The sequence below is a fragment of the Aurantimonas manganoxydans SI85-9A1 genome (assembly GCF_000153465.1).
Classification (GTDB): domain Bacteria; phylum Pseudomonadota; class Alphaproteobacteria; order Rhizobiales; family Rhizobiaceae; genus Aurantimonas; species Aurantimonas manganoxydans.
The window spans coordinates 2695571-2708121 of the sequence record NZ_CH672387.1; the positions used below are offsets into that span (position 1 = coordinate 2695571).

Genomic DNA, 12551 nt, shown 5'->3' on the forward strand with positions numbered 1-12551 from the left:
GTCAGGTGCGCGTTGATCGCCCGCGCGGCGCGTTAAGATGGCGTGCGGGTGTCAGTTGCCGAGAAACGGCTCCACCACGGCGCCGTCGCGGAACCGGCCGAGCCGCTTGATCTCCCATTCGAGCCGGATGCCAGACGCCTCCAGCACCCGGGCGCGCACCGTCTCGCCGAGACACTCCAGGTCGTAGGCGGTCGCCGACGCGTCGTTGATCATGAAATTGCAGTGCAGCTCGGACATGTGCGCGCCGCCGACGCGAAGCCCACGGCAGCCAGCCTTGTCGACTTCCTTCCAGGCGGAACTGCCGACCGGGTTCTTGAAGGTCGAGCCGCCGGTCTTCTCGCGGATCGGCTGCACCGTCTCGCGGTGATGCTGGACCTCGTCCATCTTCGCGCGGATCTCGGCCTCCTCGGCCGGATAGCCCTCGAAGACCGCCGAGGTGAAGATCAGGTCGCGCGACGCCGCCGAATGACGATAGGCGTAGCCCATCTCCTCATTGGTGAGGACATGCACGGCGCCCTGGCGATCGAGCGCCCGCACCTCGACCACCCGCTCGCAGGTCTCGACGCCGTTGGCGCCGGCATTCATGCGCAGAGCGCCGCCGATGGCGCCGGGAATGCCGTGGTAGAAGTGAAAGCCGCCGAGCCCCGCCTCGAGCGCCGCCGCGGCGAGCCGCTTGTCGGGCAGCGCGGTGCCGGCGCGCAGGGTGCGCTCTCCGATGCGCTCGACCTGGCCGAAGCCCTTGGCGGACAGGCGGATCACCACGCCCGGCACGCCGCCGTCGCGCACCAGGAGGTTTGAGCCGATCCCGACGACGAGCACCGGGATCTCCTCGGGCAGCGCCGCCAGGAAGGTCGCCAGATCCGCCTCGTCGGCCGGCTGGAACAACAGTTCGGCCGGACCGCCAGCGCGGAACCAGGTGATCTTGTCCATGCCGGCGTCCGGCGTCAGCCGACCCCGGACCGTCTCCAGCCTGTCGCCGAGGGAGGCCAGCAGATCCGCACCCGCCATCAGGCCGAGGCCCGGCCATTGCCGGACGCCAGCGCTTCCAGATCCTTCGGCAGCGCATAGGCCCATTGCGAGATCGAGCCGGCGCCGAGGCAGACCACCATGTCGCCGGGCTCGGCCAGATTGTGGATCAGCGGGGCGAGTTCTTCCGGTCCGTCGATCAGGCGCGCATCGCGATGGCCACCGAGCTTCAGCCGTTCGACCAGGATCTCGGAGCTGACGAAGTCGATCGGCTCCTCGCCGGCGGCATAGACCGGCGCGATGATCACCGTGTCGGCGTCGTTGAAGCAGGCGGCGAAATCGGCGAACAGCGCCTGCAGCCGGCTGTAGCGATGCGGCTGGACCACCGCGATGACCCGGCCGCTGGCCGACGAGCGCGCCGCCGACAGCGCGGCCCGGATCTCCACCGGATGGTGGCCGTAATCGTCGTAGATGGCGACCTCGCCGACGACGCCGGTCAGGGTGAAGCGCCGCTTGACGCCGCCGAAGCCGGCAAGGCCCTTGCGAATGGCGTCTGCCGAGATGTTCAGGCGGTGCGCCACGGCGATCGCGGCGGTCGCGTTGGAGACGTTGTGGCGGCCCGGCATCGGCAGGACGAGGCCGTCGATGCGCTCGGTCGTGCCTTTCACCCGGTCGCGGATCGAGATGTCGAAATGCGACTTGCCGGCGGTGAAGCTGACATTCTCGAAGCGCACGTCGGCCTGCAGGTTCTCGCCATAGGTGATGATGCGGCGATCCTCGATGCGCGAGACCAACGCCTGCACTTCCGGATGGTCAAGGCACATCACGCCGAAACCGTAGAAGGGCACGTTCTCGACGAAGGCGCAGAACGCCTCGCGGACCTTGTCGAAGGTGCCGTAATGGTCGAGATGCTCGGGATCGATGTTGGTGACGACGGCGATATCGGCCGGCAGCTTCAGGAAGGTGCCGTCGGATTCGTCGGCCTCGACGACCATCCACTCGCCCTCGCCCATGCGGGCATTGGTGCCGTAGGCGTTGATGATGCCGCCATTGACCACGGTCGGATCGAGTTCGCCGGCATCCAAGAGGGTCGCGACCATCGAGGTGGTCGTCGTCTTGCCATGGGTGCCGCCGATGGCGATGGCATGGCGGAAGCGCATCAGCTCGGCCAGCATCTCGGCGCGGCGCACGATCGGCAGCAGCCGCTCGCGGGCGGCGGCGAGCTCCGGATTGCTGCGCTTGATCGCCGTGGAGACGACCACGACTTCGGCCTGGCCGAGATTGTCGGCGGAATGGCCGACGAAGATCTTCACGCCCAGTTCCCGCAGACGCTGGACATTGGCGTTCTCGCCCTGGTCGGAGCCCTGGACGTTATAGCCGAGATTGACCAGCACCTCGGCGATGCCGCTCATCCCGATGCCGCCGATCCCGATAAAGTGGACCGGTCCGATGTTCGGCGGCATCTTCATGACCGCATCCCCCTGATTTCATGTGTGTTCAGCTTGGTTTCACGGCCTGCGGCATAGACTCAACGAGGTCGGCAAGCAACTCCGCCGCGTCGGGTATCCCCGTCGCACGCGCCGCTGCGGCCATCGCAGCTGCCTTGGCCGGGTCGTCGGCGATGCCGGCGATCAGACCGGCGAGGCGCTCGGGCGTCAGTTGCGCCTGCGGCTCGACCAGCGCCCCGCCCTCGGCCTCGAGCCGCGCCGCATTGGCGGCCTGGTCGTGGTCGAGCGCATAGGGATAGGGCACGAGGATCGCCGGCCGGCCGACCACCGCGATTTCCGACACCGTCGAGGCGCCGGAGCGGCTGATCACCAGATGCGCCGCGCCGATCCGCTCGGCCATGTCGGAGAAGAACGGCGCGACCGTCGCGGGAATGCCCTCGGCTTCGTAGAAGCGGCGCACGGTCTCCTCGTCCTCGGCCCGCGCCTGCTGGGTGACGACCAGCCGCCGGCGCAGCGCCTCGGGCAGATGCGCAATCGCCTCGGGCATGACCTGCGAGAAGAACTGGGCGCCCTGGCTGCCGCCGAAGACGACGAGATTGAACGGCGCATCCGCCTCGGCCGGCTTGTAGGCCTGGCGTGCGGCGAGGATGACCGCGGGGCGCACCGGATTGCCGGTCACCGTAATCTTGCTGACGATGGCCGGATCGGCCTTGCCCTGCGGGATGCCGGCGGCGATGCGGTCGACCCGCGGCGCCAGGAACTTGTTCGCCCGGCCCATCACGGCGTTCTGCTCGTGGACCATGGTCGGGCGCCCGGCGCGCTGCGCCGCCATCAGCGGCGGCACGGTCGGATAGCCGCCGAAGCCGACGACCACCGCCGGGCGGATCTCGCGGATCAGCGCGCCGGCCTCGCGGAAGCCCCGCCACAGGGTCCACAGCGCGGAGAAGACCTTGACCGGGTTCTTCGAGGCGAAGGTCGCCGAGCGGACGCGGTGGATCTCCTTGACCGGAAACCGGTCGGCGAAACGGCCGGCGCGGTCGTCGGTGACGAGATGGACGTCGTGGCCGCGCGCGACGAGTTCGTGCGCCAGCGCCTCGGCCGGGAACAGATGGCCGCCCGTGCCGCCGGCGGAAAGCAGGATCGTGGTCATGGTCAGGCGATATCCATGCGGGCCGCCGGACGCAAGCGCGCGCCGCGACGGGCTGTCATGCACCGACGGCCTCTCAGGGCACGGCGGCGTTTGTATGGCCGCAGCCGTTCAGGCAGGGCTGTGCATCTGCCAGGTCCGCTCCAGAAGCCGGTCGGTATGCGAGCGGTTCTCGGGGCGCCGGCGCGTCAGCGCCAGGATGAAGCCGGCGGAGACCGCCACGGCCAGCATTGACGAGCCACCGTAGGAGATGAAGGGCAGCGTCATGCCCTTGGCGGGCATCAGCTGCAGGTTCACCGCCATGTTGATGATCGACTGCAGGCCGAACAGCAGGACGAGCCCGGCGATCGCCAGCCGGTTGAACACGTCGCGCTGGACCAGCGCCACCTGCAGCCCGCGGATCACGATGAAGGCGAAGATCGCCGCCAGCAGCGCGCAGGTGACGATGCCGAATTCCTCGGCGAGCACGGAGAAGGCGAAGTCGGTGTGGCTGTCGGGCAGCATCCGCTTGACGGTGCCCTCGCCCGGTCCCTGCCCCAGCCAGCCGCCGCGCATGATCGCCTCGCGGGCGGTGTCGGTCTGGAAGGTATCGCCCTCGCCGGTCAGGAAGCGGTCGATGCGGCTCGCCACATGCGGGAAGGCGACATAGGCCAGCAACGCGCCACCGGCGCCGATGCCGCCGAGAACGGCGATCCACAGCCAGGACAGGCCGGCCATGAAGAACAGCCCGCCCCAGGCGCCGGCGACCAGGATGGTCTGGCCGAGATCGGGCTGGGCAACGAGCAGCGCCACCGCCACCAGCAGCAGGATCAGCGCGAAGAGATTGCCGGGGATTTCGGGACGGCGCTGGTTCTCGGCGAACAGCCAGGCGCAGATCACCACGAAGGCGGGCTTCATGAATTCCGACGGCTGCAGGTTGAGCGGGCCGAGGTCGATCCAGCGCCGCGCGCCCTTGATCTCGGTGCCGAAGAACAGCGCCAGCACCATCAACCCCATGGAGACGGCCAGCATGATCAGCGCGGCGCGCCGCACGCCGCGCGGGCTGAGCAGCGAACAGCCGAACATCACCAGCGCAGACGGGATCAGGAAGACCGCGTGCCGTTTGACGAAGTGGAAGGGCTCGAGCCCGATGCGCTCGGCGACGGGCGGGCTGGCAGCGAAGGACAACACCAGGCCGCCGACCAGCAGCGTCAGGAACGCCGCCAGGAACCAGCGATCGACGCCCCACCACCAGTCACTGATCACACCACGCTTGATCCGGCTCGTCATCGTCATCCCTTCCGGATCATCGCCACGTCCGGCAGCTTGCGTACCGCGTCGCGGAAGGCATCGCCCCGAACCTCGAAATTGCGAAACTGGTCGAAGCTGGCACAGGCCGGCGACAGGAGGACGACCGCCTCCGCCCCCTCGCCCTGCGCTGCCGCGTCCACTGCCGCATCGGCCGCCGCGCGTTCCACCGCGACCTCCAGCGTACCGGAAATTTCGTAAGGAATTCGTTTACCAAGCGTGGCGGCAAAGGACGGCGCCGCTTCGCCGATCAGATAGGCCTTGGCGATCCGCGGGAAGAACGGCGACAGTGAACCGATGCCGCCCTCCTTGGGCAGGCCGCCGGCGATCCAGTGGATGCGCGGGAAGGCCGCCAGAGCGGGCGCTGCGGCCTCGGCATTGGTCGCCTTGGAATCGTTGACGAACAGCACGGAGCCGGCCCGGCCGACCTCTTCCATGCGATGCGCCAGCCCGGGGAAGCTCTCGAGGCCGGCAACGATCTCCTCGTCCGACAGGCCGAGCGCGGTGAAGACGGCGACCGCCGCGGCGGCGTTCTGGCCGTTGTGACGGCCGCGCAGCGAGCCGATGGCGGACAGGTCGAAGCTCGCCTCGGGGCGGCCCTCCATGCGCCGGTGCAGCATCCGGCCGTCGAAGCCGACGCCGGCATCGAGCCCGTCGGTCTGCGAGATCCGCACGACGGTGTGGCCTTCCGATTCCAGTTCGTCGGCGATCTGGCGGCAATGGGGATCGTCGACGCCGACGATGGCGAGCTGCGAGCCCGCCACCAGCCGCGCCTTGACCGCGGCGTAGCTGCTCATCGAGCCGTGGCGGTCGAGATGGTCGGGCGTCAGGTTGAGCAGCAGCCCGATGGACGGCTCGATCGTCGGCGCGAGGTCGATCTGGTAGGATGAGCACTCGACGACGTAGTGGCGCTCGGGCGCCGGCGGCGCGAGGGTCATCACCGCGACGCCGATATTGCCGCCGAGCTGTACGTCGCGCCCGGCATGGGCAAGACAATGGGCGATCAGCGCCGTCGTCGTCGACTTGCCGTTGGTGCCGGTGATGGCGACGAACGGCGCCTCGGGCGCCAGCGCCCGGCGCTCGCGGCAGAACAGTTCGATGTCGCCGATCACCTCGACGCCGGCCGCATAGGCCAGAGCGACGGTCCAGTGCGGCCGCGGATGGGTCAGCGGCACGCCCGGCGACAGCACCAGCGCGGCAAAGCGCGTCCAGTCGGCCGACGCCAGATCGACGGTCGGGATGCCCTCATCGATCGCCGCCTCGACGCTGGCCGGGTTGTCGTCCCAGGCCGCGACCTCGGCGCCGCCCTCCTGCAAGGCGCGCGCGGTCGCCCGGCCCGAGCCGCCCAGCCCGAACAGCGCCACCGACTTGCCAGAGAATGCGCGCGCCGGGATCATCTGCTACCTCAGCTTCAGGGTCGACAGGCCGACGAAGGCCAGCATGAAGGCGATGATCCAGAAGCGGATCACGACCTGGCTTTCGGTCCAGCCGAGCTTTTCGAAATGGTGGTGGATGGGCGCCATCAGGAAGACCCGCCGTCCGGTCAGCTTGAACCAGCCGACCTGGATGATCACCGACAGCGCCTCGATGACGAACAGGCCGCCGATGATGGCGAGGACGATCTCGTGCTTGGTGGCGACCGCCACCGTGCCGGTCATGCCGCCCAGCGCCAGCGAGCCGGTGTCGCCCATGAAGATGGCGGCCGGCGGCGCGTTGAACCACAGGAAGCCGAGGCCGGCGCCGATCACCGCGCCGCAGATCGGCGCCAGTTCGCCGGTGCCGGCGACATAGTGGATCTGCAGATAGTTGGCGAAGTTCACGTTGCCGGCGACATAGGCGATCAGGCCGAAGGCACCGGCAGCGATCATGATCGGCACGATCGCCAGGCCGTCGAGACCGTCGGTCAGGTTCACGGCATTGGCCGCGCCGACGACGACGAAGGCGGCGAAGCCGACATAGAACCAGCCGAGATTGAGGAGGATTTCCTTGACGAAGGGAAACGCCAGCGAGGTCGCGAAGTCGCCGGTGCCGGCATAGATGATCAGCACCGCCGCGACGCCGGCGATCAGGAACTCCAGCGCCAGCCGCATCTTGCCGGAAAAGCCCTTGTCGCTCTGCTTGGTGACCTTGAGATAGTCGTCGTAGAAGCCGATCGCCCCGAAGCCGAGCGTCACCAGCAGCACCGTCCAGACATAGAGATTGCGCAGGTCCGCCCACAGCAGCGTCGCCGTCAGGAAGCCGGTCAGCATCATCAGGCCGCCCATGGTCGGCGTGCCGGCCTTCTTGAAATGGGTCTGCGGCCCGTCGGCGCGGATCGGCTGGCCGCGGCCCTGGCGCACGCGCAGATTGGCGATGACGACGGGGCCGAACAGGAAGACGACGAGGAAGCCGGTGATCATCGCCGCGCCGGTGCGAAAGGTGATGTACCGGAAGACGTTGAACAGCGGAAAATCGGCACCGAACTGGCCGAGATAGGCAATCATTAAGCGGCTCCCGCTGGGTCTGTATCGTCCGCCGGCGGCTCGGCCGGGGACATGGCGTCGCCGGAGGAGGTCTCCGGCGCGTCGGTTTCGGCCGCCTTGGGCGGATAGAGGGCGAGGAGCTTGTCGACCAGCGGCGAGAAGCCGATGCTCTTGGACGCCTTGACCATGACGACGTCGCCGGTGCGCATGGTCTTCAGCAGGCTCTCCAGCAATTCGCCGGCATTCTCGTGCCATTCGCGGCGCACGCGCGATTCCAGCACGTCGTCGAGCGCCTTCATCTCGTCGCCGGCCAGGAAGACGAGGTCGACGCCCGCCGCCTCGATCGGCTCGACCAGGCCGGCATGCAGGCCGGGCGCCTTGTCGCCGAGTTCCAGCATGTCCCCGAGCACGGCGATGCGGCGACCGCCCTCGCCCGGTCGCGAGGCGCTCAGCACATCGAGCGCGGCGCGCATCGAGGCCGGGTTGGCGTTGTAGCTCTCGTCGATCAGTTCGACATGGCCGCCGGCCGGCATCGGCAGGAGGTCGCGCCCGCCGCGTCCCTTGACGGCGCGCCAGTCCTTCAGCGCGCCGGCGACCCGGTGGAGGTCGGCATGGGCCAGCGACGCCGCGCCGAGGACGGCCAGGACGTTCTGCGCCATGTGGCGGCCGCGGGAGGTCAGTTCGACGCGCACGGTCTCGCCGCCCATATTCGCTTCCATCACCGAATGCTCGCCGGTCGGCGCGAAGGACAGCAGCCGGAAGTCGGCGCCGGCACTTTCGCCGAAGGTGCGGATCTCGGTGACGCCGGCCTTGCGGGCCATGGTCGCCAGCGGGCCGCATTGCGGATCGTCGGCGTTGAGGATGGCGGTGCCGTCACTGACCAGCCCCTCGAAAATCTCGGCCTTGGCCTCGGCGATCTCGTCGAGGTCGCGGAAATGGCCGAGATGGGCCGGCGCGATCAGGGTGATGATCGCCAGATGCGGCCGCACCAGCTTGACCAGCGGCCGGATCTCGCCGGGATGGTTCATGCCGATCTCGAAGATGGCGAAGCGGGCGTCGCGCGGCAGGCGGGCGAGGCTCAGCGGCACGCCCCAGTGATTGTTGAAGGAGGCGGCGCTCGCATGGACCTTGCCCTCGGCGGCCAGGCCATGGCGCAGGGCCTCCTTGGTGGTGGTCTTGCCGACGCTGCCGGTCACCGCGACGATGGTCGCCTTGGAGCGCGCCCGCGCGGCTTCCGCCAGCCGCGACATCGCCTTCAGGACGTCGTCGACGATCAGCAGCGGCGACTGCACCCGGCCGAGCGCCGGCAGCTTCTGCTCGGAAACGACATGCAGCGCCGCCCCCGCCTTGGTCGCGGCGGTCAGGAAGTCATGGCCGTCGAAGCGGTCGCCCTGGATGGCGAAGAAGGCGTCGCCCGCCTCCAGCGTCCGCGTGTCGATGGAGATGCCGGAGATCGCCGCCGGCAGATCGCCGAGCGGACGGGCATGCATCGCCGCCGCCATGGCGTCGACGTCCCACAGTGCTTCGTTCATCGGGCCGCCTCCGTGAGTGCTGCGCGGACCTCTTCATGGTCGCTGAAATGATGGGTGATGCCGGCCACCGTCTGGCCGACCTCGTGCCCCTTGCCGGCGATCACCACGGTGTCGCCGGTGCGCGCGCTGGCGACGGCCTCGCGGATCGCGGCGCGGCGGTCGCCGATCTCGCGGGCGCCGTTGGCGGCGGTCATGATCTCGGCGCGGATCGCCGCGGGCTCCTCGGAGCGCGGATTGTCGTCGGTGACGATGACGATGTCGGCGAGGCGCGCGGCGATCTCGCCCATCATCGGCCGCTTCGCCCGGTCGCGGTCGCCGCCGCAACCGATCACCACCACCACGCGGCCCGTCGTGAACGGGCGCACCGCCGCCAGCACGTTCTCCAGCGCCTCGGGCTTGTGGGCGTAATCGACGAAGACCGGCGCGCCGTCCGCCGTGGTGCCGGCAAGGTCGAGCCGTCCGGCCGCGCCCTTCAGATGCTCCAGCGCCGCCAGCGCGTCGGCGGTCGCAACCCCGGTCGCGATGGCGAGACCGGCGGCGACGAGAGCGTTGGCCATCTGGAACTCGCCGGCCAGCGGCAGCACGACCCGGTGGATGCGGCCCTCCGCCTCGATCTCGGCGATCTGGCGCTGGCGCTCCAGCTCGAGCCGCTTTAGCGTCAGGAAATTGCCGCCACGGCCAACCGTCATCACCTTCGCGCCGACGCTCGTCGCCACGTCGATGGCGCGGCCCGACCAGCGGTCGTCGGCGAAGATCACCGCCGGCGCGCCCTTCGGCAGCAGCGTCGTGAACAGCCGCATCTTGGCGGCGAAATAGGACTCGATGTCGGGGTGATAGTCGAGATGGTCGTGGCCGAGATTGCTGAAGGCCGCCGCCGCCAGCCGCACGCCGTCGAGCCGGCGCTGGTCGATGCCGTGGCTCGACGCCTCCATCGCCGCATGGGTCACACCCTCGCCGGCCAGTTCCGCCATCAGCCGCATCAGCGCGATCGGATCGGGGGTGGTCAGCGAGCCGTATTCGTCGCGGCTCGGCGAGACGACACCGGTGGTGCCGACCGAGGCGGCGGCCAGGCCGCAGCGCGCCCAGATCTGGCGGGTGAAGGTGGCGATGGACGTCTTGCCGGCCGTCCCGGTGATGGCGACGACATGCTCCGGCTGGGCGCCATGGAAGCGCGCGGCCATCAGGGCGATCGCCCTACGTGGATCGGCGGCGCGCAGGACCGGCAGCGTGGTTGCAATCTCCGCCCCCTCGCCGGCCAGGATCGCGGCGGCACCGCGCGCCTCGGCATCGGCGACGAAGCCGGCACCGTCGGCACGGCTGCCGGCCAAAGCGGCGAACAGGAAGCCGGCACCGGTCTCGCGCGAGTCGACGCACAGGCCGGCGATGTCCGGATCGGACGTCGTCTGCCCCGTGGCAAGATCCTCAGCGAGTTTGGAAAGCTTCATTAACCATGTTCCGAGCTGGACCGAAAAGCCGGCGCATCGCCCGCCGGCCCGTCGGTCTTCTATAGGCAAGCGCCCGTCCGGTGAAGCGCACATCTCGCTACGGCCCGACGCTTCGGTCCGGCTGTGGCTTTCCTGCGGCAGCGGTTCCGGCCGCCGCAGGTGATCCCCGGTCTAGTAGGAGACCAGCAGCGACTTGCCCTCGTCGCCGAACTCGGGCCGCACGCCCAGGAGGGTCGCCGAACGCCGGATGATGTTGCCGACGGTCGGCGCGGCGTTCATGCCGGCGGTGGCGTAATACTGGCCATCCTCGGGCTTCGGCTCGTCGATGACGACGAGGACGATGTAGCGCGGATTGTCTATCGGGAAGGCCGACAGGAAGGCGTTGAACTTCTTGGTGTCGGAGTAGCGCCCGTTGACCACCTTGTTGGCCGTGCCGGTCTTGCCGCCGACGCGGTAGCCGGTGACGTCGGCCTTGTTGCCCGAGCCGCGCTGGTCGGCGACGTTCAGGCGGAAGAGATAGCGCATCTCGTCGCTGGTCTTCTCGCTGAGAACCCGCGTGGCGACGGCCTCGGCCTCGGCGCGGCTGCGCGGCAGGAAGGTCGGCGGGATCAGCTTGCCGCCGTTCATCAGCGCGGCGGCGGCGACGGCGGTGTTCAGCGGCGTCGTGGACACGCCGTGACCGAAGGAGATCGTCACCGAGTTGATCTGCTTCCAGACCTTCGGCTGGGTCGGCGTGGCGACTTCCGGCAGCTCGGTCGTCATGCGCGACAACAGGCCGACGCGGGTCAGGAATTCCTGGTGCCCCTCGATGCCGACGGCCTCGGCTTCCTTGGCGCTGCCGATGTTCGAGGAATAGATGAAGACCTCGGGCACGCTCAGCACCCGGCGCTTGCCGTGGAAGTCGGAGATGGTGAAGCCGCCCATGCGGATCGGCCGCGTCGCGTCGAAGCTGTCGGTGATCTTCACCTTGCCGGAATCCAGCGCCATCGCCGTGGTGAAGGCCTTGAAGGTCGAGCCCATCTCGTACAGGCCCGCCGACATGCGGTTCATGCGGTCCTTGTCCAGCGCCTGGCTCGGCTGGTTCGGATCGTAATCCGGCAGCGAGGTCATGGCGACGACCTCGCCGGTGTGGACGTCGAGCACGACGCCGCCGGCGGCGATCGCCTTGTAGCGCGCCATGGCGGCGGCCAGTTCGTCGCGCACGATGTGCTGGACGCGCAGGTCGAGCGACAGCTTCACCGGCTCCAGATCGGTGCCGACGGCAAGGCCCGCATCCTGCAGGGCGCGGTAGCCTTGGTCGTCGATGTATTTCTCCATGCCGGCGGTGCCCTGATTGTCGACATTGGTATGTCCGACAATGAAGCCCGCGGTGGTGCCGCCCGGATAGAAGCGCCGCTTCTCGGTGCGGAAGCCGATGCCCGGAATGCCGAGATCGAGCACGGCCTGCTGCTGGCCCGGCGTCAGCTCGCGGCGCAGCCAGACGAAGCCGGCATTGCTGGCGAGACGGCGATAGAGCCATTTCGGGTCGAGATCCGGCATGACGCCGAGCAGCAGTTCGCTCGCCTCGTCCGGATCGATGATGCGGCGCGGCTCGGCGAAGAGCGAGGCGGTCTTGATGTCGGTGGCCAGCACCTCGCCGTTGCGGTCGAGGAGGTCCGGCCGGTCCGACATGATCTTGTCGGCGGCGCCATAGGCCGCGGCGCTTTCGGTGGGCGCGACGCCCCACATGACGAGGCGGCCGCCGATGACGCCGTAGATGCCGACGAACAGGCCCATGGCGATGACGAAGCGGCTGCGGTTCTTCGGGCCGCCGCGATGGCGGCGGGGCCGGCCGAAATGGTCGCAGTCCGGCAGCATGGTGCCGGCGGCGACGGGCTTGTTGCGCTTGAACGGATTGGGGACTCGCATCACCGCACCACCGTGTCGGAGCTGTCGGCATAGCCGCCGAGATTGCCGCCGGTCTCGGGCACGAGGTTCACCGGACGCCGGGGCAACTCGTCGGGCCGCACGATCTGGTCGGGACGCATGGGCTGCAGCTGCAGCTCGTCCTGGAAGGCATTGGCGATGCGCTGCAGCCGGTTCGGCTGGTCGAGCAGGCTCCAGTCGGCTTCTAGGAGCGAGATCGTCTCGCGCTCCAGCGCGATGCGGCGCTCGACCTTGGCGACCTCGGTCTCCAGCGTCTCGGCCTCATGCTTGATCTTGTAGGTCCAGGCCGCCGCAGAAATCATGATTGCAATCAGGACGATATCAAGAGTTTTCAACAT

General features: G+C 68.9%; 10 protein-coding genes. All 10 read right to left on the minus strand.

What is annotated here, in order from left to right; translation table 11 throughout:
* Positions 1-51 precede the first annotated feature (51 nt).
* The 10 genes from murB to ftsL all read right to left on the minus strand — a co-directional run bounded on the left by murB (position 52) and on the right by ftsL (position 12551).
* Complete coding sequence (gene murB / locus SI859A1_RS12710; protein ID WP_009210153.1) at positions 52-1008, minus strand: UDP-N-acetylmuramate dehydrogenase; 957 nt, start codon at positions 1006-1008, stop codon at positions 52-54.
* Complete coding sequence (gene murC, locus SI859A1_RS12715; RefSeq protein WP_009210154.1) at positions 1008-2435, minus strand: UDP-N-acetylmuramate--L-alanine ligase; 1428 nt, start codon at positions 2433-2435, stop codon at positions 1008-1010. Before murC ends, murB begins: the two co-directional genes overlap by 1 nt.
* A 28-nt stretch (positions 2436-2463) precedes the next feature.
* The gene (gene murG, locus SI859A1_RS12720) at positions 2464-3570 is read right to left on the minus strand and encodes an undecaprenyldiphospho-muramoylpentapeptide beta-N-acetylglucosaminyltransferase (protein WP_192847167.1); all 1107 of its coding nucleotides are present in this window, start codon (positions 3568-3570) and stop codon (positions 2464-2466) included.
* A gap of 102 nt (positions 3571-3672) precedes the next feature.
* Positions 3673-4830, minus strand: a complete 1158-nt coding sequence (gene ftsW, locus SI859A1_RS12725) for a putative lipid II flippase FtsW (protein WP_009210156.1) — start codon at positions 4828-4830, stop codon at positions 3673-3675.
* Positions 4831-4832: 2 nt separating this feature from the next.
* Positions 4833-6245, minus strand: a complete 1413-nt coding sequence (gene murD / locus SI859A1_RS12730; RefSeq protein WP_009210157.1) for a UDP-N-acetylmuramoyl-L-alanine--D-glutamate ligase — start codon at positions 6243-6245, stop codon at positions 4833-4835.
* A gap of 3 nt (positions 6246-6248) precedes the next feature.
* Positions 6249-7331, minus strand: a complete 1083-nt coding sequence (gene mraY / locus SI859A1_RS12735; protein ID WP_009210158.1) for a phospho-N-acetylmuramoyl-pentapeptide-transferase — start codon at positions 7329-7331, stop codon at positions 6249-6251.
* The gene (locus SI859A1_RS12740; protein ID WP_009210159.1) at positions 7331-8842 is read right to left on the minus strand and encodes a UDP-N-acetylmuramoylalanyl-D-glutamyl-2,6-diaminopimelate--D-alanyl-D-alanine ligase; all 1512 of its coding nucleotides are present in this window, start codon (positions 8840-8842) and stop codon (positions 7331-7333) included. The genes mraY and SI859A1_RS12740 overlap by 1 nt, the downstream gene beginning before the upstream one ends.
* Entirely contained in the window at positions 8839-10287 is a 1449-nt protein-coding gene (locus tag SI859A1_RS12745; RefSeq protein WP_009210160.1) for a UDP-N-acetylmuramoyl-L-alanyl-D-glutamate--2,6-diaminopimelate ligase, read from the minus strand. Before SI859A1_RS12745 ends, SI859A1_RS12740 begins: the two co-directional genes overlap by 4 nt.
* Before the next feature lie 171 nt (positions 10288-10458).
* Complete coding sequence (locus SI859A1_RS12750) at positions 10459-12144, minus strand: peptidoglycan D,D-transpeptidase FtsI family protein (protein ID WP_148233978.1); 1686 nt, start codon at positions 12142-12144, stop codon at positions 10459-10461.
* Positions 12145-12194: 50 nt separating this feature from the next.
* The gene (gene ftsL / locus SI859A1_RS12755; protein ID WP_040325778.1) at positions 12195-12551 is read right to left on the minus strand and encodes a cell division protein FtsL; all 357 of its coding nucleotides are present in this window, start codon (positions 12549-12551) and stop codon (positions 12195-12197) included.